The following is a 19,744-nucleotide window of genomic DNA, read 5'->3' on the forward strand; positions in this document are numbered from 1 at the left end:
TGCTGCAGCGATTTACGCTGGCTTCATGGGCTGGCAGCGCCAAGGGCGATCAATGCAAAGGCGGTAGATAGGCCACGTTCAACTGTGTGGCCATGTCGGCGAGGCGTCGATCTGCAGTCCAAAGTAAGGCGCCAGGAGTGATAAGCGTAGAGGCAAGCAGCGATAGATCTACTAAGCCGCAGCCCTTGCCGAAAAGCTTGTTCTGCTCCAGAAATTCCAAAGTCTCTGGAATTGATGCCTCCTGGCTCGGCCGCAGCATCGCCAGAGCCGCCAGCGTGTCGGCACGCGGTGCTGGCGGCGTACCACAGGCCAGCTCTGCATGCACCATGGAATGCATCAGCACGCTGTCTTGCATAAGCAATTCCTGCAGGTGAGTGTCTGCCTCACGAAAATGTCTCACCCACACTGATGTATCGACTAGGACGGACACGGGCATTAGCGTGAGTCCTCAGCATCCGCCTCACTGCCACGGCGCGGCACATCGGGCATATTTGGCGCGGCACCGCCGAGCGCAGCCAAACGCTTACCTGCCTCGACACGTGTGAAGGTTTCCAGTGCGAGTCGTACCAGTTCCGGCACAGCAATACCGGGTGCCGCGACGGCGCGTGCGCGGTTTACGACATCGTCATCGATCGTGAAAGTCGATCTCATCGCTACTCCTTAAGCATCAGAACTGATGCAGTTTCGCATCAAACTGGATGTTTGTAAATCGCATTTGTACTGCACAATACAAATATGCAACCTAAGTCTACCGAGCTCGACCTTGCGCATACACGCCGCCTGGCGCCAACCCAGGAAACCTACAACGAGCTGCAGATGGCTTACGACCATTTCAATGCACGCCTGTTTGAGGGGCAACTGCCTAGCTGCTTGATTACGCTACAGCGGGAAAAACGTACTTTCGGATATTTCTCGGCAGCCCGCTTTGCCTCGGCCGACGGCTCCACGACCGACGAGATTGCACTGAATCCGACCTACTTTGCAGTGGTGCCAATCATTGAGACGCTCCAGACCCAGGTCCATGAAATGACGCACTTGTGGCAGCACCATTTTGGCAAACCAGGCCGAGGCCGGTATCACAACGAGGAATGGGCGCGAAAGATGGAGAGCATTGGACTCATGCCCTCCTCTACCGGGCAACCTGGTGGCGCGCGAACGGGTGATTGCATGGCGGACTATGCCATCGAGGGTGGCCGCTTCCTAGCTGCATGCCAGGAGCTGCTGACCGCAAATTTCACGCTCAGTTGGTACGACCGATTTCCCTCTGCCGATCATGTGATCGCTGGCCAAACCAGTATGGCCAACCACATTCAAGGCATCGAAGGACCAAGCCCCCCATGGCCAGCATCCCTGCCCTCGCCGAGGCAGTTAAGCCCACGGGCTTAGCTGTTGCCGCCACTGCAGGGGAAGACGGAGTTCTTACTACGCCCGCCAACAGATCCAATCGGGTGAAATATAGCTGCAGCGGATGCAAGAATCCGATCTCGGTATGGGGACGGCCAGGGCTAAAGCTGATCTGTGGCGCGTGCAGGGGCAACTTCACAGCTGTTTAGAGCAAAGCTGCGAGCGCTGGCCTTAATTGACCATCATTACGATACGCGATGACCGACCTGCTTGTTTTGACGACCGTCAGGAAACGACCAGAAGCGGAAATCCGAGTAAAAAATTAGGTCGCCAACTAGCCGTCGTTCAAATCTGACCTGAATTTGCTGCTCGACTCCACTGGCATCAAGTTCCTGGGCGAAGGAGAATGGAAATGTAAAAAGCATGGGGCGGAACGTCGACGTCAATGGCGCAAGGGGTACATCGGCATTGATTCCCAAAGTGCGAGCCGTCTGCGTGACCTTCAACAACGCAGCGATGCGGTGGCGGTGCCGCACTTGTTGGCACAACTGCCGGCAGATGAGTCATTGCTGACCATTACCGGTGATGGCGCCTATGACACACAGCCTGTCTATGCCGCCGTGATGGAGCGCAATGCCATGCCCATCATCCCTCCGAGAAAAATGCCTGAATGCCCGAATGCGCTATGAACGCAAGTTATGAAAGAGTTGGAGTGGCTATCACCACAGCAGCCTGTTGTAGACCAAGATGCATTGCATTAAACACCTGGGCGAGCGGGTCATGTCTAGAACTTTCGAGCACCAGGTCAACGAACTGCACATTCGAGCCTCCATTCTCAATCAGTTCACTGAACTGGTCTGTCCGCAAAAAGTGGCGGTGGCATCGTCACGTCTTGGGTCAGGGGAAGTTTGGCCCGGAACTGATTTATGCAACAGTGCCGTTTATATCCAGAAGTAAATTATCTAGCTTTGGCGGCTGGCTTGATCGGTTCTAGGCATTTCCTCAAGCCAGTCTTCTTTCATGTATTAATTGCCTGTTATTGTGTCATTTATAGGTAAGCGTGGACTAATCCAGCTATAGCTCGAGTTGATAATACTTCGGGATGGATCGTAACTATTCCAACGTAATGCCATTAGATCCGACATGGTCCAAGCGAGCCAGTCAGCTCTAAATGGTCTATCGGAAATATTTTTAGAAGCCACATCAGTTCCTGTTGATGTCCATATTATTGTGGGTATTTTATAACCGGATGCAGTACTGGGGCTGTGACCAACTTTATTTGTTTGATGACCAACCTCCTGCCCGTGATCAGATACGTAAATAACGGACTTGTAGTCCTCTGCGCTGGATGGGGAACTTTTTATTTTTTCAAAGACAGATGCAACTACAGTGTCTTGATAAAGAATAGCCGAGTCGTAGTCGTTTCTAAATTGCTGAACCCACATTGAGCGCTCAGCGACCGACATTACTTTTGATACTTCATCATCGGGAAATTGAGGCTGCTTTTCTGGGTACCGGAGACGATAATGAGGATGAGCCCCCAGCATATGTAGAACAATCAACTTTTGGGGATGTGGATCTTTAAGAGCTTCTTCATATGAAGGCAATAAAATCTCATCAAGTGAATTGCTAGATCTTCCTGGTTTATTATTTTCCATGGAAGTCACGTCGGCCATAGCTGCGTGCTTCTGCGTAATTGCAATATCGTCATGATTGCTTATCCACCAAGTCTTATATCCTGCTTCTTTCGCGAGAGCAATAATATTTAACTTCTTATCTGTTTCACCGGTTGTGAAGTTCATCATGCTATCGATGGCCGGAATAGTAGTTGCTTCCGTGGACCATGAATTACGAATAACGAGAAATCTATCGCCTATATCTTTCTGAAGCTTTTCAAGCATCGGTGTCGTATTCCTTTCATAGCCATAAATTCCCATGTTATCTCGATTTATGCTCTCGGAAATAACAAGAACCACGGTGGATTTATCTTTCCTAGCAATTGAAGGAATCTCATTTTTCGCCAACCTTTGTGCTAAGGCGCGCTCTTTTCCATATGACGTCCAGCTTTCTTTCGTAACCTTTACGGATTCAGCCAAATTAGACCAAAAGATAAGAGGATTTATTTTTCTCCATGGTTTACTTATGTAAGAAACGGCCGATATTAAGATGATGATGGATAAAGCGATCAACTCAATTTTAGAGACCTTTGTTTTATTTCTGGCCCCTTTTAAAGACAACCAAAGAGCAATTGCCGCTGAAATTATTAAAATAATACTGGATCCACTGAAATCACGGATGTGTGTGGATATATAGCCTCCAATTTCCGATGTATTTGTGTTAGCAAGTGCACTTACCACCATCGTGCTATCCGGCGCAGCAGCGTACATTGAGATGAGATGCGCTCGAACTGCTGAGTCCAATAAAAACACAAGAACAAAGCTCCATACAAGCAATGCTCTAATTAAGTTCAACCTTGAGTTATTAATTGGAATTAGTAATAGCAATAGTGTCGGTATAAGTAGAATACTTATCTGTAATATTTTTCTACCTTCATATCCTAGAGATGCAAAAACAATTTGCATCGCAAGCAGAGAAACAATAGTTAACCATAGCTTATGGCGATTGGTAGATTTTTGTAAAAACAAAGCTATTCTTGATCGGTGAAGTTTAAGATTATCTTCGGATGCTGGTGCGCTCATAGAAATCCTATTAACCCTAATAGAAATATCGAGATTCGATTTGGAATAGGGGCACAGAACTCTATGTGTGCAATACCGACAGAAATCTGACATCCAGATTACATTTTAGTAATCAGGTTAATTCACGCTGTAGATTACAAAAATATCATGTTGCAGACTATATTGCGTAAAGTGCCTGTCTATATATTTGATGTGTCTGGGTAGAAAGGCGCTCAGACACTCTTCAAGTAATTGATAAAGGACTCTTCATCATGAAAACTAATCTCGCAATTCTGGCTTCGATCCTGCTGTCCTCAGCCACCGTCGGGATGACAGCATCGGCAAATGAAAGCAGTTTCGTTGGTCAGTCTGGAAGCACGACTGCAAAGACCAACTCGACTACACGCGGTGCAGACAAAACATTTGGACGAGCAGGTGCTGCGTCTCAGGTCACACGCGTTGTTGACACAACACGAAGCACTCAATATCTCAATCTTGTGTGTGGAGAGACGGTTGCGTTCACCAATGGCGGGGAACAGTTCATCTGGAAATTTGATGTGATGGGTCACAGGCCCATCGAGTTGTCGAAGATCGCACCCGCAGCGTTTGCAGGCAGCACGCTAAAGATCTACGTTGCAAACAATGAGCTCGAACGCCATTGATTGCTGCTCTTGTCTACCACAATAGAAAGCCATGAGAGCCTGCCGCATCCACTCGGTCAATTGGTCGGCGCATGGCTCCCTAGTGCGCGCCGTCGATATGGCGCTGGGGGCGAGTAGACGCGCTGCTTGTCGTGGAGCTTGTCTCCAGTCTTGCAAGAACGCCGCATTCAGAAAGCGCCTTTGGAGCGCTGCAGCTTGCACGAATGGTCTGAAATTCAGTGACGAGAGCATTCAGTTCTTGAATGCGATGAGTGACATGTTCTATGTGTGTGTCCAAGAGTGCATTGACTTCTGCACAGTCCTTCGCAGATGACTCGCGTAGCAAGAGCAAAGCACGTACTTCATCAAGTGTCATATCCAGTGACCGGCAGCGTCGAATGAAGGCAAGTTGGCCTATGTGCTCCGCCGAGTACATCCGGTAGTTGTTTTCAGCTCTAGCAGCCGAAGGCAACAACTTCTCGCGTTCATAAAAGCGAATGGTCTCAACCGCCGTACCAGTGACCTCAGCCAGTTCACCAATCTTCATGGACCACCTCGAAATGAGTTGACTCTATACCAACTACAGGGTTTTAAATTGCCACATTGTCAACAGGAGATCGAGTATGAAGCACCCAAACATTGATGACAACACGCTTAGTACCGCCACAACGGATTGCTGCAGCTCACACACTACCCCGAGCCCGGTGGCAGCTCCGTTGGATAGAGGGCTAACTTACCGCATTCCGACAATGGACTGCGCTGGCGAGGAAGCTGAGATACGTCGTGCACTTGAACCAATTGCAGGTATCCGGGGACTCCGATTCCAGCTCTCGCAGAGGACTCTCAAAATTGACGCGGACACTGATGCCCTTGCTGCCGCATTGTTGGCGATCACTGAAGCGGGCTTTGAGCCAAAGCTGATCTCATCAAACACGGCGGACTCAAGCCATGCAGCTGGAGATGGCCACGACCATGAGCTTGTGCGTGGCACAACTCCAAAGTTGGTCGCGGCGCTTGCTCTTGCTATCGCTGCTGAAGGTGTCGGCTACTTCGCGCCAGAAACCATGGCTTGGAAAGTCGCCGGCTTTGCGGTCGCCGCGATTGCGATTTGGCTTGCGGGCTTTGACGTCTATAAAAAAGGGTTTGGAGCACTTCGTCGTGGCAAGCTGAACATCAATGCATTGATGACTGTTGCTGTGACTGGTGCGTTCGTCATCGGTCAATGGCCTGAAGCGGCGATGGTGATGGCGTTGTATGCCATCGCCGAGGCAATCGAGGCGAGAGCAGTCGATCGGGCCCGCAATGCCATTCAGGGGTTGCTTGCGATGGCTCCGGACCAAGCATCGGTTCTCCAAAGTGACGGTAGTTGGCTAACCGTCGCAGTTGCACAAATCGCAGTGGGCTCGACGCTGCGAGTCAAGCCAGGTGAGCGCGTTCCTATGGATGGAGTCGTTCAGACAGGGCAAACGAGCATCAACCAGGCCCCCGTAACTGGTGAAAGTATCCCCGTTGACAAGGCGGCGGGTGACCCAGTGTTTGCAGGCACCATCAACGAGTCTGGAACCTTTGAGTTTGAAGTTACTGCATTGGCCTCCAACTCGACGTTGGCGAGGATTATTCATGCCGTTGAGCAAGCACAAGCGACTCGAGCGCCTACTCAGGGGTTCGTTGATCGATTTGCTGCAATTTACACACCTGCAATTTTCGTTATCGCCGTAGTCGTAGCATTGGTAGGCCCCTGGCTACTCGGCTGGACGTGGATGCAGGCCGTCTATAAGGCACTGGTTCTGCTAGTTATTGCTTGCCCCTGCGCACTCGTAATCTCCACACCAGTGACGATTGTGAGCGGCTTAGCGGCGGCAGCCCGCCGTGGTATTTTGATCAAAGGCGGTATCTATCTGGAAGAGGCGCGCAAGCTTAAGGCAATCGCGCTGGACAAGACCGGAACAATTACTGAGGGCAAGCCGCGCCTTGTGGACTGGTCGTTGGTTGATGCCGCGAGCAGCCTTGATACCGCGGAGTCGGTGGCAGCAGCTCTCGCTGGCCACTCAGATCATCCTGTGTCGCGCGCCATCGCAGCGGGCCTGAAGCCTAACAGCGCAGACATTCAGAACTTCACGGCACTTGCTGGACGAGGTGTGCAGGCCGAACTGAGTGGAACAGTCTATGTACTAGGGAATCATCGCTTGATTGAAGAACGTGGCCAATGCTCCTCAGAGCTTGAAGCCACGCTCAAGCGGCATGAAGAATCCGGCCGTACTGTCACATTGCTTGCCGACCCGGAACGAGTCATCGCACTGTTTGCAGTTGCCGACACGATTAAGGGCTCCTCTCGTGAAGCTATATCTGAATTGAAAGCGCTTGGTATCACCCCAGTCATGCTGACTGGAGACAACCAAGCCACCGCCTCTTCAGTAGCCAGTGAGGCTGGTATCGAGCAAGCACGAGGAAACTTGTTGCCGGAGGACAAGCTAGCTGCCATCAAAACCCTCCAGAGCCAGTATGGACTCACCGCAATGACGGGCGACGGTATCAATGATGCCCCAGCGCTGGCCCAAGCAGACGTCGGGGTTGCCATGGGTGCCGCCGGTACAGATACCGCGATGGAAGCAGCCGACGTCGTCGTGATGAATGATGACTTGCGAAGGATTGCTGAGACAGTGAAGCTGTCTCGATCCACCCATGCGATCCTTTGGCAAAACATCACTCTTGCTCTTGGCATCAAGGCGGTATTTCTAGTCTTGGCAGTGTTCGGGAATGCATCCATGTGGATGGCTGTATTCGCTGATATGGGGGCAAGTCTCCTAGTTGTCGTCAATGGGCTAAGGCTGCTTGGAAAAGTGTCCAAGTCCTGAATTCGACAGAGGTTTTTCGTGTGCACCAACTTGAATTGTGAGGATAGTTATGAGCTTTTTTGAACGCCTACTCGGAGGCCATCACCGATCTGGTGGCGATCAGCATGGGAATGGTCATCATCAAAAACGGACACCCGCCTCCTACAACGATCCAAGAGTGTCCGGTGGGATCATTTGTCCTAACTGCCGAACTCAAAGCTCTCCCCAAGCACGGTTCTGTCAACAGTGCGGAAGCGGCCTAGCCCCCCAGGCCTGCAATGCATGCGGCGTCCAGATGGCGCTTGGATCGCGTTTTTGCGCAAACTGCGGAAAGTCTGCTTAGAACTTTGGAGAACAGCTGATCGGTGGGTTGATCTCTGTTCTCCTGAAGGTTCAGATTACAGAAAGGTGTCAAAAATGTAATCTTCAGACCATGTAAATGGCTGAATAGTGTCAAAAATGTAATCTTGCGGGGAAGGCAATTTAGCTACCATTGAGGCTTCGAAATTTACTAGAAAAATCCTATGGATTCTCTTAGATTCGAGGATGCCGCTCTATATCTTAGAGTTAAGAGGATGGAAGTATTAGCAAGCAATATTGCGAATGCTGACACTCCTGGATATCAGGCGAAAGATATAGACTTCAAGGCTGCGCTTGAAGAGACGCAAAGGCAAATGCTGACAGTGCAGTCTACGAATAAGTCTCACCTCGGTAACATAGCTCCAACATCAATTGATCCTCAGATTGCATTTCGCCCTGTTTCTCAGAATGCCATGGATAGAAATACGGTTGATCTCGATCAAGAGAGAGCTTCATTTACAGCTAATGCCATCCGTACGCAATTCGCTATGAGTCAAGCTGTCGATGAATATGTAGAGATGGGGCAAATGCTATCGAAATTAGTATAATTTTATTAAGTTGGTCATTCACAGAGCGCATTTACTTGCGCTCTTTTTTTAATTCAAGTAGTAGTGAAAATAAAATTCGCGACAAGATTATTTTCAAAAATTTCATTGTTGGAAATAATGAATATGTTCAAAAGCGATAAGATGGAAGATGTCAAATAATATAAATAAAAAATTCTTTGTAAATCATTTGCTGATTCCGATTACTTTCCTGGCGCTAACTTTTTATTATTTCATGTATCTAGGAGGAGATAGTCTCGTTGCCGCGAAGATATACGCACTCCAGGGTTATGAATGGTCATTGAATGATCATTGGGTTACAAACAAATTGCTTCATAAGGGTGGAAAGCATCTGAGCACCCTAGCAATCGTTGTGATCATTGCACTATATATATTTGTACTTGCCTCCAAATCTGAGCAGCGAAAAAAATGGCGGTCTCCGCTGCTTTACCTGATTTTATCTTGTTTGGTCAGTGTAATTTTGGTGAGCCTTCTTAAGGCATTAACAAATATGGATTGTCCATGGAATTTAAATCAATTTGGTGGCGATCGCCCTTTTATTGGTCTTTTCGAGCACAGGCCTCAAGAAATGGGGAGCGGAAAATGCTTTCCGGCTGGTCATGCGAGCGCTGGCTATGCCTGGGTTAGTTTATATTTCTTCTTTAAGATGATCATCCCTAAGTATCGATGGTTAGGATTGCTGTGCGGCATTATGGTTGGGTTGACATTTGGTATCTCTCAACAATTGAGAGGAGCCCATTTCATTTCTCATGACATTGCCACGATTTTCATTTGTTGGTTGATTGCCACACTTTTGTTTATATTCTTTAGCATCAAGAAATATACTGTTAAAAATGGAAAACAACTCGAAAGCCAACATCTTTAATAATATTCAAAAGAATAGAAAAGGATTTTCTAGAGTCTGGCATGCATCAAAGTACTCATGGTCGGGTATAAAGGATGCGTGGTTAGAGCCTGCATTCCGCCTTGAGGTGATATTGTTTATGATTTCGCTTCCATTGGCTCAATTGATTGGGCGATCCATGATGGAGAAATTGCTTCTGATCTCTTGTATTTGGTTTTTGATGATCGTTGAAGTAATTAATTCTGCGATAGAGTCTGCAATAGATAGAGTAGGATTCCAATATCACGAGCTTTCCAGGAAAGCCAAAGACTTGGGGAGTGCTTCTGTATTAATGACAATTATTTTTTGCCTGGTAGTTTGGGGTTCTTTGATTTATAAAAATACTATTTAATTTTCGCCGTAGGTGCTGGAACGCTTCACCGTGATGCGCATCATGCATCGCATAAAACGAGTCTTCACGCTTACAGCGGAGGGAGCGAGCTCCAGCTCTTGGTCTGCATCCTGCATGTTAGCTCTAGCCTCGCGAAGATTTCTCGGACTACTGCGCGCGACGACGCCTGGATTTTTTAGCCTACGAACCTTGTTGTGCGGAGTGGAAAGACTGATGAAGGTGAATCCTGCATCGACAGTAGAGCGTTAACTCGATCCTAAGTCACTGCAACTACAACTCCTGACCAGCCTGTGGGGCACAGGCTCTCCCGCAAGTCCCTCTCCCTCCCAAGCTCGCCAGACCAGGATCTCTCTGTCGTAGCAGTCCTTTGCGAAGGAGGCTGTGACTGCCCCCCGAATCGCACTTGATCTCAAAGCCGTCAGAGCACCTGCGCATGTTGCTCATCGGCACACTGACGTGACCAGCGTGAATGCGGCTCGAATGCCGCCGCTTGGGCTCTTTGGCCAACACCAGTCGATGCTGCGCCATGGCCCAGTGGATGCGCGCTTTTGGTTCGGCGCCTGTTGCCCTTGCGATCGCCTCTCTCGATCGAGCAGCGCACCGCCGCGGCGATAGCCTCGGCAATGTGGCGCCGCAGGTCGGCCAGCAAGAGCTCATCCGGGGTTGGAGTTCGGCTTCTGCGGCTGTCCTGCCAGTGGCCAGAGCGGTGATGCCGCACATGCAGAATCGAGCGCGACACGCCCTGCACCGAGCAGACCGACGTCATTGGTCGTTCACAGGCAACAAGGGCGAGCGCGCAATCCACTTTTTTCTGCGGCGAGCTCCACGGCTTCCTTGAGGATCTCGTTCTCCTAGGTCCCCCTACACACGTTGCAGCTTGGCGATGTCGGCGCGAGCTGCCGGTAGCTTCGAAGCCGCCACAACCACTTCGCCGGCACTCACGGCCACCAGCGAGCCTTCGCGATCCAGCCGCCGCCAACTGAATAGAAAGCTCGCCGACGCGCCCTCCTAGCGGGGCAGAAGCGAGGCGCTCATGCTCGGCTCATACGTTTTGCGAACAAAGGCAGCCTTCTCGGCAGCGGACCAACGCTGGTCCCGGGGAATCTCCTCAATCGTCTCTGTATGCCTAGTCATACGCACAGTCCTATGCCTACTCGAAGATAAGCGATGGACTCATTCCGGAGATTCAGGAGGCTATCGAAACCTATTTATACCTTCAGCCACCGAGAGCCCCTTCTCCGTGACTTGCATGACCGCCTCCCTCTTAAATTCCGGCGTAAACCGCTGTGCACTCATGGAATGCCTCCTATGCTCAAAAGGGCTGACCAGGTATGTCTACCTGCCTAGGGGCACTCTCATGAAGGAGATTTAAAGGTATCGGGCGATGCAATAGGTGATTCAGGTAAGGAAATCCCAATTTTGGTGATCCCGCTTGAAGAGATTGCAAAAGTGGTACCGCCGTGCATCCGTGCGATAGCTGCAACGATGGCCAATCCCAAGCCGTGATTGAGATTTGCATGTGCGCGGGACGCATCAGCACGATAGAACCGATCAAACAGGCGTGGCAGATGGATGGGATCGATCTCCGCTCCTCGGTTGATCACCGCAATGCTAACGTTGTCACGTTTGCCATCTGGTGTCTCCACTACGCTTTGGGAGATCTCGATAGTGATCGTTGATCCGGGTTCTGCATAGCGTGAAGCGTTGCCTAAAAGATTGGATAGTGCACGGCGAACCAAACGCGCATCCACAGCAACACTTGCATCTCCATCGATTAGAACTTGAAGGTGCGCTTCTTGAAGTACTGCCTCATGGAACTCGGCCACTTCTGAGGCAAGCTCTGCAAGACTCACTTTGGCGGATCGCCGCGCTTCAGTACCGCGGTCTGCGTGTGACAGAAACAGCATGTCTGCCACGATTCCAGCCATGCGCTGTAGATCCTCTAGGTTGGAGGCCAAGATGTCCTGTAGTTCAACAGCACTACGCGGTTTACGAAGCGCCAACTCGCAACTACTGATCAAGGTGGTCAACGGTGTGTTTAGTTCGTGTGCCACGTCAGCATTGAACGCCTCCATTTGTTGATAGGCGATGGCCAGTCGGTCAAGCAATGCATTGAACTGTGCGATCAATGGTCTTAATTCTTGAGGTTGATGGCTATCATCTAAACGGCGATGCAAGTCTTGCGCAGAAAGGCTTCGCGTTTGATCCACCAGTAGGCGTAAAGGCTTGAGTCCTATGCGAACAAGCCATGTGCTCGCAAATGAGACCAGCAATGCACCCGCCACGGCGGCAATGCCCAGGGTCCAGGCCAGACGATTAAGCAGTCGGTCATCTGGTCTACGGTCTAGCAACAGGACCGCTTGCATTGGCTGCAGGCCGTCGTTAACTGTCGGAACTTCCACTGAAAATTTGCGAACTGCAACCCGGTCGTCATCTTCAGGTTGGCGCAAAAGTTCAAATGCGCTTTTACCGGAGGTTGGCACCAGGCGTAAAGACAGTTCGTCATGCCCCGTGACGAAGTCGTTAAGCATGTGGTTCAAGGCCTCTGGGGAGTGAACCCCTCGGCTCTCGCTTAACAGGTGCTCGATTGCTGTTTTCTTGTGATCTAAGGTGTCTTGCTGACGTTCCGACAGCGTGACGGAGATCACAAAATAGACAGCAATGCATACAAAACCGAGGCCGACAATGGTTTGCAGTGCTAAGGCGCGGGCTAAACGTCGAGCTAAATGTGGTGCAGCGGTCTTGCTCATGTTGTGCGAGATTCGAGCACATAGCCCATGCCACGGACGGTGTGGAGGAGATGATGCTCAAAAGGCTGATCAAGCTTTAGTCGCAGCCGCCGGACAGCGACCTCTACCACGTTGGTTTCACTGTCGAAATTCATATCCCAAACCTGAGATGCCAACTCTGTTCTTGATAGAACCTCCCCTTGACGGCGCAATAGAAGGCTTAGCAAATTGAACTCTTTGGCCGTAAGCTCGATTCTTTGGCCCGCCCGTGTAGCCCTACGACGAATCAGGTCTAACTCTAGGTCAGACAAGCGCAGAGTTGTCGCTTCCGGGGCGGCTTGGGCCACACTGGGGCCACTGCGCCGCAATAGCACATGCAGGCGTGCGACCAGTTCAGAAAACGCAAATGGCTTCACGAGATAGTCATCGGCGCCACACTGCAGTCCCTTGACACGATCCTCCACTTGGCCACGAGCAGTCAACATCAGTACAGGTGTTTGCTTCGTTTGCCTCAGCGCAGCTAGCACGGCTAGGCCATCGATGCCCGGAAGCATGCCGTCAAGCACGATCAGGTCGTAGTCCATTTCACTGGCCAGGTGCAGACCGTCAATACCGTTATGGGCTACATCCACAGTGAAGCCCTCCTCCGCCAGACCCTTGTTTAGGTAATCGGCGAGCTTGATCTCATCTTCTACAACCAGGATTTTCATGCTGACTATTCTGAGATAGGTGCACGCATTTTGAAAATGACAAATTTGTCATCCGGCTGTCAGGATGGTGAGGGGAGCACTTTATTAGAGTGGCAGCGCCCACCCGCTTTCTATTCCTCACTTGGGCAAAGTAACGCCCGGCAGACTTTCGATTGCACGGGTAGGAGTTTTAACAATGATTTCTTCGTCGTCTCATCGCGCTGGCCGAGCAGCTTGTGCGTTGCGTCATGCGTTGTTGTTCACCAGTTTGGCTTTAACTGGCGTGGCAGGCATAGCGCAGGACAATCCTGCCAATAAGGCGTCTCTGGCACCGCTGACTCTTGACACGGCAGTCGCACGCGCTATCGACCAACACCCCCGTTTACGAGCTGCCCAGCGCGGTCTTGAGGCCAGCGATGGAGCTGTTCTGCAAAGTAAGGCGAGGCCTAACCCAGCGCTATCGTATTCACAAGAAGATACCAGCAGGGATAAGCGCACCTCTACAGTGCAATGGACCCAAATGCTGGAAATCGGCGGCAAGCGCGATGCTCGCATGCGTGCTGCAGCACGTGGCCGAGATGTGGCTGAAGCGGAACTGGATGCCGCCAAAGCTAACCTTGTCGCAGATGTCCGACTCGCATTCTTCGGGTTGTTAGTGGCACAGCAGCGTGAGGTCCTCGCAGGACAGACTCTTGACATCGCACGAAGCGCGCGTGAGGCCGCATCAAAGCGTGTAGCAGCGGGCAAGGCAGCGCCCCTAGAGGCCAACCGGGCCAGCGTAGCTGAGTCCAGTGCTGAACTGGAGCAAGCTCAAGCTCAGGCCGCAAAACGAGTGGCTCGTCAACAATTACAGGCCCTTATCGGAGAAGGAGGCCCTGTATTTGGTGATGCGCAAGGCAAACTTGACGCGTTACCTCCTGTTCCGGAAATTGGGTCTCTTCAAAGCCGCTTGGAACAGTCGCCTTCCATTCAGCAAGCTCGCTTCACTGTTGAACAGAGCCGGGCGACCGCAGATCTGGAGCGCGCAAAGCGAATTCCTGACCCAACGGTGAGTCTAGGTATGAAGCGCGCTCAAGAGACCGGCAATCAACTCGTAGTCGGCGTCTCCATTCCCTTGCCTGTGCTCGATACCAATCGAGGAAATCAGTTGCAAGCCCTCCGCCTGGCTGACCAAGCTGAAGAGCGCTTGCTAGCTACCCGGTTGGAACTTCAGTCTCAACTTTATGCGGCGCGAGAGACGCTAGAGGCAAGTCGTAAACAAGCTATCCAACTGTCTGAACGCGTGCTGCCGACTGCACAAGTCGCCTATGAGGCGGCAAGCAAAGGCTTTGCGCTAGGGAAATTCGGCTATCTGGACGTACTTGACGCGCAACGCTCTTTGTTTGATGTACGTAGTCAATACCTGGACCAGTTAATGGCCACACATCGTGCTTCGGCCGATATCGAACGCTTGTTGGGCACAACAGACGAGTAAGTTTTTTGCACAGATCATCAACATGAACGATACAAAATCATCTCCATTTGGGACTCGGCGCACTCAGATTGCAATTGCTGCAATCCTAGTAGTTGGCGCTCTTTCTGCTGCACTAATTCTTCGCAGTGGTCCGGACAGCAGCAGTGCTAAAGGTGCCGGAGGTCAGGGGCACTCAGAAGCCGCTAGCCACGCAGACACAGAACATCACGGCGAGAAGCAAAGCGGTGATCACAAAGATGAAAAAGGGCACGCAGATGGTGAGCACCATGATGAAAAAGAGCAAAACGACGGAGCCAAGTCTGCAGAGAAGAAAAGCGCCGAAGGTGCTCATGATGACGATGAAGGTCTTATCCAAATGGATTCGCAGCGTATGCAGGCTGCAGGCATTCGAACCGCAGAGGTCGGCTCTGCAACTGTTCGCTCAGTACTGCAACTTCCGGGGGAAATACGCTTCAACGAAGACAAAACGGCTCACGTTGTCCCTCGAGTCCCTGGCGTCGTCGACTCGGTACCCGCCAATCTCGGCCAGGTTGTAAAGAAGGGGCAGTTGCTGGCTGTGTTGAGCAGTGCGGCTGTTTCTGAGCAACGAAGTGAACTTCAAGCCGCTAGCCAACGCTTAGCACTGGCGCGTACAAGCTATGCCAGAGAGCAAAAGCTGTGGGAGGAGAAGGTATCGGCTGAACAGGATTACTTGCAGGCTCGGCAGACACTGCGCGAGGCAGAAATTGCCGTTTCAAATGCTCAACAAAAATTGGCGGCTAACGGCGCCGGAGGCGGAGGCGGTGCACTAAACCGATTTGAACTAAGGGCTCCTTTTGACGGAGTGATCGTCGAGAAGCATCTCGCCGTCGGTGAAGCTGTTCAGGACACTACCCAAGTTTTCACAATCTCAGACTTGCGTTCCGTTTGGGCTGAAATGAGGGTTGCAGCATCTGACTTGCCCGCCGTGAAGGTTGGGGAAAAAGCAACTGTCAAGGCGACAGCATTCTCGTCGTCTGCGACTGGGGTGGTTGCTTACGTGGGTGCTCTGATTGGTCAGGAAACACGTACTGCTCCTGCTCGAATCACTCTAGAGAATCCTGAAGGCGCGTGGCGCCCAGGTCTATTCGTCAATGTGGAGTTGACTGCCTCTTCGCAACAAGTGCCAGTAGCGGTAGCTTCCAGTGCTATCCAGCGTCTGGACGGCCAAAACAGTGTTGTGTTTGTGCCCGTCAAGGGGGGCTTCCGAGCTCAGCCCGTGCGCGTTGGTCGCTCGGACCCCCAGACAACAGAAATTCTTGAAGGGCTGAAGTCCGGCCAGTCCTATGTGACTGAAGGCAGCTTCATGCTTAAGGCCGAACTGGGCAAGGCTACAGCCGAGCACGCACACTAAGCAAGGGCTGCAAATGTTCGAACGAATTATCCGATTTGCCATTGAGCAGCGCTGGCTGGTCATGGTTGCCGTTCTGGCCCTAGCGGCTATTGGCGTATACAACTATCAACGCCTCGCTATTGATGCTGTACCTGACATTACCAATGTTCAGGTACAGATCAATACGCAGGCCAGCGGCTACTCGCCGCTTGAGACCGAGCAGCGAGTCACTTACCCAATTGAAACGGTGATGGCCGGCTTGCCCAATCTGGAACAGACTCGCTCGCTGTCGCGCTACGGCCTGTCGCAAGTGACAGTAGTGTTTAAAGATGGCACTGACATCTACTTTGCTCGCCAGTTAGTCAACGAACGTATCCAACAGGCCCGTGATAATCTTCCCGCTGGTGTCACTCCCACGCTGGGACCTATCTCTACAGGTTTGGGTGAGATCTATCTTTGGACCGTTGAGGCCGAGGATGGTGCAAAGAAGGCAGATGGAACGCCTTACACACCTATGGATCTGCGCGAGATACAGGACTGGGTGATCAAACCGCAACTGCGTAATGTGCCAGGTGTCACTGAAATCAACTCTATTGGCGGCTTCGCGAAAGAGTATCTGGTTTCGCCTCGCCCAGAACAGCTGGCGTCCTATGGTTTCACTCTTGCTGACCTGGTTGCTGCGTTGGAACGCAACAATACCAATGTGGGAGCTGGATACATTGAGCGTCAAGGTGAACAGTATTTGATCCGTGCCCCAGGTCAAGTCTCTGGCATTGCTGACATTCGAGAAGTGATCGTGGGTTCGGCTCAAGGCCAGCCCATACGTATTCGTGATTTGGCAGAGGTTGGCTTGGGTCGTGAGCTTCGCACTGGAGCTGCCACGGATAACGGCCGAGAGGTCGTGCTTGGCACGGTCTTCATGCTGATCGGGGAGAACAGCCGTGTGGTCTCGCAGGCTGTGGCTGCACGCATGGAGCAGATTAACCGCAGTCTTCCTGAAGGCGTGAAAGCGATCACGGTCTACGATCGCACAAACCTCGTCGATAAAGCTATCGCAACGGTCAAGAAGAATTTGGTGGAAGGTGCGGCTTTAGTTGTTGTCATCCTCTTCCTTTTCCTAGGCAACCTCCGCGCGGCCCTGATTACAGCGCTGATCATTCCATTGTCCATGCTGTTCACCTTTACTGGCATGGTGCAATACAAAGTCAGTGCCAACTTGATGAGTCTGGGCGCTCTTGACTTCGGCATCATCATTGATGGCGCGGTGGTCATTGTGGAGAACTGCGTGCGTCGTCTTGCCCACGCGCAAGAAGCACGCGGACGCTCTTTGACGCGCAGTGAACGCTTCCACGAAGTATTTGCTGCAGCCAAGGAAGCGCGTCGGCCATTGTTGTTTGGACAATTGATCATCATGGTGGTCTATTTGCCAATCTTTGCGCTCACAGGTGTAGAGGGCAAGATGTTCCATCCCATGGCGCTGACTGTGGTGATCGCGCTTGCTGGCGCAATGCTGCTGTCCATTACCTTCATTCCTGCGGCGATTGCTCTTTTCATGGGCAACAAGGTTGCGGAGAAGGAAAATCGCCTCATGGTTTGGGCGCGTCGCGTTTATGCACCAGCCCTTCATCGCGTCATGAGAGCTCCTGCAGTTGTTCTGACTGCCGCTGGTGTGGCGGTGGTGTTAAGCCTGCTGCTGGCAACGCGTCTTGGTAGTGAATTTGCACCAAACCTCAACGAGGGCGACTTCGCCATTCAGGCTCTGCGGATTCCAGGAACCAGCCTGACCCAGTCCCTTGAGATGCAAATGCAGATCGAGAAAACCTTGAAGAAAGAGTTTCCTGAGATCGACAGGGTATTTGCTCGTACAGGTACCGCGGAGATTGCCTCTGACCCGATGCCACCGAACATCTCGGACGGCTACATCATGCTTAAGCCGCAGTCCGAATGGCCGGATCCGGCACGTACACGAGACGATTTGTTGGCAGCAATTCAGGCAGCCGCAGATCGAGTTCCAGGCAACAATTTCGAGTTCTCTCAACCTATTCAACTGCGCTTCAATGAGTTGATATCGGGTGTGCGTAGTGATGTCGCTGTAAAGATTTTTGGCGACGACATGACTGTGCTGGAGAAGAACGCACAAGCCGTCGCAGGCATGTTGCAGCAAATTTCTGGAGCCTCTGAAGTCAAGGTCGAACAGACCACAGGCTTGCCAATGCTCACCGTGAAAATCGACCGTGAGAAGGCCTCGCGCTATGGTTTGAACATGGGTGACGTGCAAGACACCATCAGTACGGCACTGGGCGGTCGTGAAGCCGGCACAGTTTTTGAAGGAGACAAGCGGTTCGACATTCAGGTTCGTTTGCCGGACGAAGTGCGCAATGACATGGAAGCGATAGGACGCCTACCTATCGCGCTTCCACGCGGTACGGATGGCCGACTTGGTTTTGTTCCGCTTTCGGCCGTGGCTAGTTTTGATATCGCACCAGGCCCTAACCAGGTGAGCCGAGAGGATGGTAAGCGCCGCATCGTGGTGAGTGCCAACGTGCGCGGACGTGATATTGGATCTTTCGTCACAGAAGCACAACAACGCCTCGAATCGCTGCAACTGCCTGCCGGCTACTGGACCCGATGGGGCGGAACCTTCGAGAACCTCGAGTCGGCTAGAAAACGCTTGACGATTGTTGTGCCGGCAGCATTGCTGATGGTCTTTGTCTTGCTGTTTGCAATGTTCGGCAATGTTCGTGATGGTCTCATCGTGTTCACGGGCATTCCGTTTGCGCTGACAGGTGGCATCTTGGCGCTCTGGATGCGCGGTATTCCTTTATCCATTTCGGCTGCGATCGGGTTTATCGCACTGTCAGGCGTGGCTGTGCTCAATGGCTTGGTGATGATTGCCTACATCCGATCGCTGCGCGAAGAAGGCAAACGCCTGTATGAAGCAGTCACTGAAGGCGCTTTGACCCGACTGCGGCCTGTTCTGATGACCGCGTTGGTTGCATCGCTAGGCTTTGTTCCGATGGCCATCGCCACGGGCACAGGCGCAGAAGTTCAGCGCCCCTTGGCCACAGTGGTGATCGGCGGGATCTTGTCGTCGACTTTGCTGACCCTTCTCGTGTTGCCATTGCTCTATAGCTTGATACACCGCAAGGATCTCTCCGAGACGGAGGATGAGCAGGTGTTAGCTTCTACTGAGGAAAAGCCAGCCTGATACAAGTAGTTCTACTCGCCTCGTAAAAGCCATGGCCTCTAAGGCCATGGCTTTTTTCTTGTAACAATACTTAATATGACAACATTGTCACATTCCTGTTGGCAATCTGTCGGTGGGTATTTTCTACACTTGACCCATCTTCTCTGAATAGACCACTTTCTTAGATGGAGAAGAAAATCAATTCACTTAAGGAGTATTAAATGGCTCACCGTAAAATTTTTGCATCTCTCACCGCCGCAGCCGCAATGGCAACCGTTCTGGCAATGCCTGGCGTCGCAGTCGCAGATACGTACTGGCACCCCACAAATAACGAGGCCGGTGTAAAAGCATACCCTGGACACTTCAAGAGCTCTCAAACCCGTGACCAAGTCCGTGCAGAAGCAGCGAATGCAGTGCGCGATGGTGGGGATACTCGGATGCGCGCAGGAAATTACCCTGCGGTTAAGAGCACAGGCCCCGAGAAGACTCGTCAACAAGTTATTGATGAGCTGACAAAAGAAACCCCTTCGCAGCGAGATGCTCGTAACCAAGCTATGGCTGGGTAATCAGTAATATTTTCTTGGCGTGGATTCGTGGTGACACGATCCACGCTTTTTTTTTGCTCAAAAAATGACAAAAATGTAATCTAAATGTCA

The 19,744-nt window shown here is 51.6% G+C and carries 16 protein-coding genes and 2 pseudogenes; 12 read left to right on the top strand and 6 right to left on the bottom strand.

Annotated features, from left to right (window positions below):
• Positions 1-49 precede the first annotated feature (49 nt).
• Both O987_RS13975 and O987_RS13980 read right to left on the bottom strand, forming a co-directional pair.
• On the bottom strand, positions 50-436 hold the full coding sequence (locus O987_RS13975) for a type II toxin-antitoxin system VapC family toxin (protein ID WP_019042333.1): 387 nt from the start codon (positions 434-436) through the stop codon (positions 50-52).
• Positions 436-651, bottom strand: a complete 216-nt coding sequence (locus tag O987_RS13980; RefSeq protein WP_034356765.1) for a DUF2191 domain-containing protein — start codon at positions 649-651, stop codon at positions 436-438. The genes O987_RS13975 and O987_RS13980 overlap by 1 nt, the downstream gene beginning before the upstream one ends.
• 84 nt (positions 652-735) lie before the next feature.
• Between O987_RS13980 and O987_RS13985 the strand changes: the two are divergent.
• Positions 736-1,553: pseudogene (locus tag O987_RS13985) on the top strand (SprT-like domain-containing protein).
• Between the two features lie 147 nt (positions 1,554-1,700).
• Positions 1,701-2,301, top strand: a pseudogene (locus tag O987_RS29840) (IS5 family transposase); the annotation flags it as partial.
• Positions 2,302-2,369: 68 nt separating this feature from the next.
• Here O987_RS29840 and O987_RS29480 read toward each other — a convergent pair.
• On the bottom strand, positions 2,370-4,043 hold the full coding sequence (locus O987_RS29480; protein ID WP_230629841.1) for a phosphoethanolamine transferase: 1,674 nt from the start codon (positions 4,041-4,043) through the stop codon (positions 2,370-2,372).
• 251 nt (positions 4,044-4,294) lie between these two features.
• Between O987_RS29480 and O987_RS28075 the strand changes: the two genes are divergently transcribed.
• Entirely contained in the window at positions 4,295-4,684 is a 390-nt protein-coding gene (locus O987_RS28075) for a CzcE family metal-binding protein (protein WP_080571250.1), read from the top strand.
• A 79-nt stretch (positions 4,685-4,763) separates the two neighbouring features.
• On the opposite strand, the gene cadR is transcribed toward O987_RS28075, so the two are convergent.
• Positions 4,764-5,210: a Cd(II)/Pb(II)-responsive transcriptional regulator gene (gene cadR / locus O987_RS28080; RefSeq protein WP_080731523.1), complete on the bottom strand. Its 447-nt coding sequence runs from the start codon at positions 5,208-5,210 to the stop codon at positions 4,764-4,766.
• 76 nt (positions 5,211-5,286) lie between these two features.
• On the opposite strand from cadR, the gene O987_RS14000 reads away from it, so the two are divergent.
• The 5 genes from O987_RS14000 to O987_RS28085 all read left to right on the top strand — a co-directional run bounded on the left by O987_RS14000 (position 5,287) and on the right by O987_RS28085 (position 9,658).
• Positions 5,287-7,518, top strand: coding sequence for a heavy metal translocating P-type ATPase (locus tag O987_RS14000; protein WP_029158351.1), 2,232 nt, complete (start codon positions 5,287-5,289; stop codon positions 7,516-7,518).
• 49 nt (positions 7,519-7,567) lie between these two features.
• Positions 7,568-7,840, top strand: a complete 273-nt coding sequence (locus tag O987_RS29845) for a double zinc ribbon domain-containing protein (RefSeq protein ID WP_080571249.1) — start codon at positions 7,568-7,570, stop codon at positions 7,838-7,840.
• A 181-nt stretch (positions 7,841-8,021) separates the two neighbouring features.
• On the top strand, positions 8,022-8,405 hold the full coding sequence (gene flgB, locus O987_RS14010; RefSeq protein WP_019042325.1) for a flagellar basal body rod protein FlgB: 384 nt from the start codon (positions 8,022-8,024) through the stop codon (positions 8,403-8,405).
• Between the two features lie 148 nt (positions 8,406-8,553).
• Positions 8,554-9,288, top strand: coding sequence for a phosphatase PAP2 family protein (locus tag O987_RS14015; protein ID WP_034356759.1), 735 nt, complete (start codon positions 8,554-8,556; stop codon positions 9,286-9,288).
• Positions 9,257-9,658 carry a diacylglycerol kinase gene (locus tag O987_RS28085; protein WP_019042324.1) on the top strand — a complete coding sequence of 134 codons (402 nt, stop codon included), beginning with the start codon at positions 9,257-9,259 and terminating at the stop codon, positions 9,656-9,658. Before O987_RS14015 ends, O987_RS28085 begins: the two co-directional genes overlap by 32 nt.
• 1,355 nt (positions 9,659-11,013) lie before the next feature.
• Here O987_RS28085 and O987_RS14030 read toward each other — a convergent pair.
• Together O987_RS14030 and O987_RS14035 are read right to left on the bottom strand one after the other, a co-directional pair.
• Positions 11,014-12,408, bottom strand: coding sequence for a heavy metal sensor histidine kinase (locus O987_RS14030; RefSeq protein ID WP_019042322.1), 1,395 nt, complete (start codon positions 12,406-12,408; stop codon positions 11,014-11,016).
• Positions 12,405-13,097, bottom strand: a complete 693-nt coding sequence (locus O987_RS14035) for a heavy metal response regulator transcription factor (RefSeq protein WP_019042321.1) — start codon at positions 13,095-13,097, stop codon at positions 12,405-12,407. The genes O987_RS14030 and O987_RS14035 overlap by 4 nt, the downstream gene beginning before the upstream one ends.
• Before the next feature lie 175 nt (positions 13,098-13,272).
• Here O987_RS14035 and O987_RS14040 point away from each other — a divergent pair, with 175 nt between their 5' ends.
• The 4 genes from O987_RS14040 to O987_RS28090 all read left to right on the top strand — a co-directional run bounded on the left by O987_RS14040 (position 13,273) and on the right by O987_RS28090 (position 19,654).
• Positions 13,273-14,550, top strand: coding sequence for a TolC family protein (locus O987_RS14040; protein WP_034356756.1), 1,278 nt, complete (start codon positions 13,273-13,275; stop codon positions 14,548-14,550).
• Positions 14,551-14,572: 22 nt separating this feature from the next.
• Positions 14,573-15,922, top strand: coding sequence for an efflux RND transporter periplasmic adaptor subunit (locus O987_RS14045; RefSeq protein WP_029158349.1), 1,350 nt, complete (start codon positions 14,573-14,575; stop codon positions 15,920-15,922).
• Positions 15,923-15,935: 13 nt separating this feature from the next.
• On the top strand, positions 15,936-19,109 hold the full coding sequence (locus tag O987_RS14050) for an efflux RND transporter permease subunit (protein ID WP_019042317.1): 3,174 nt from the start codon (positions 15,936-15,938) through the stop codon (positions 19,107-19,109).
• A gap of 200 nt (positions 19,110-19,309) precedes the next feature.
• A complete protein-coding gene (locus O987_RS28090; protein WP_019042316.1) occupies positions 19,310-19,654 on the top strand; it encodes a DUF4148 domain-containing protein in 345 nt (114 codons plus the stop codon).
• Positions 19,655-19,744: the final 90 nt, after the last annotated feature.

This window comes from Comamonas testosteroni TK102 (genome assembly GCF_000739375.1).
GTDB classification, from domain to species: domain Bacteria; phylum Pseudomonadota; class Gammaproteobacteria; order Burkholderiales; family Burkholderiaceae_C; genus Comamonas; species Comamonas brasiliensis.

Coding starts and splice junctions, on each gene's coding strand:
- O987_RS13980 (WP_034356765.1), bottom strand. CDS start 651: ATGAGATCGACTTTCACGATCGATGACGATGTCGTAAACCGCGCACGC.
- O987_RS28075 (WP_080571250.1), top strand. CDS start 4,295: ATGAAAACTAATCTCGCAATTCTGGCTTCGATCCTGCTGTCCTCAGCC.
- O987_RS13975 (WP_019042333.1), bottom strand. CDS start 436: ATGCCCGTGTCCGTCCTAGTCGATACATCAGTGTGGGTGAGACATTTT.
- O987_RS14050 (WP_019042317.1), top strand. CDS start 15,936: ATGTTCGAACGAATTATCCGATTTGCCATTGAGCAGCGCTGGCTGGTC.
- O987_RS29480 (WP_230629841.1), bottom strand. CDS start 4,043: ATGAGCGCACCAGCATCCGAAGATAATCTTAAACTTCACCGATCAAGA.
- O987_RS14045 (WP_029158349.1), top strand. CDS start 14,573: ATGAACGATACAAAATCATCTCCATTTGGGACTCGGCGCACTCAGATT.
- O987_RS14035 (WP_019042321.1), bottom strand. CDS start 13,097: ATGAAAATCCTGGTTGTAGAAGATGAGATCAAGCTCGCCGATTACCTA.
- cadR (WP_080731523.1), bottom strand. CDS start 5,210: ATGAAGATTGGTGAACTGGCTGAGGTCACTGGTACGGCGGTTGAGACC.
- O987_RS28085 (WP_019042324.1), top strand. CDS start 9,257: ATGGAAAACAACTCGAAAGCCAACATCTTTAATAATATTCAAAAGAAT.
- O987_RS14040 (WP_034356756.1), top strand. CDS start 13,273: ATGATTTCTTCGTCGTCTCATCGCGCTGGCCGAGCAGCTTGTGCGTTG.
- O987_RS28090 (WP_019042316.1), top strand. CDS start 19,310: ATGGCTCACCGTAAAATTTTTGCATCTCTCACCGCCGCAGCCGCAATG.
- flgB (WP_019042325.1), top strand. CDS start 8,022: ATGGATTCTCTTAGATTCGAGGATGCCGCTCTATATCTTAGAGTTAAG.
- O987_RS14015 (WP_034356759.1), top strand. CDS start 8,554: ATGTCAAATAATATAAATAAAAAATTCTTTGTAAATCATTTGCTGATT.
- O987_RS14030 (WP_019042322.1), bottom strand. CDS start 12,408: ATGAGCAAGACCGCTGCACCACATTTAGCTCGACGTTTAGCCCGCGCC.
- O987_RS29845 (WP_080571249.1), top strand. CDS start 7,568: ATGAGCTTTTTTGAACGCCTACTCGGAGGCCATCACCGATCTGGTGGC.
- O987_RS14000 (WP_029158351.1), top strand. CDS start 5,287: ATGAAGCACCCAAACATTGATGACAACACGCTTAGTACCGCCACAACG.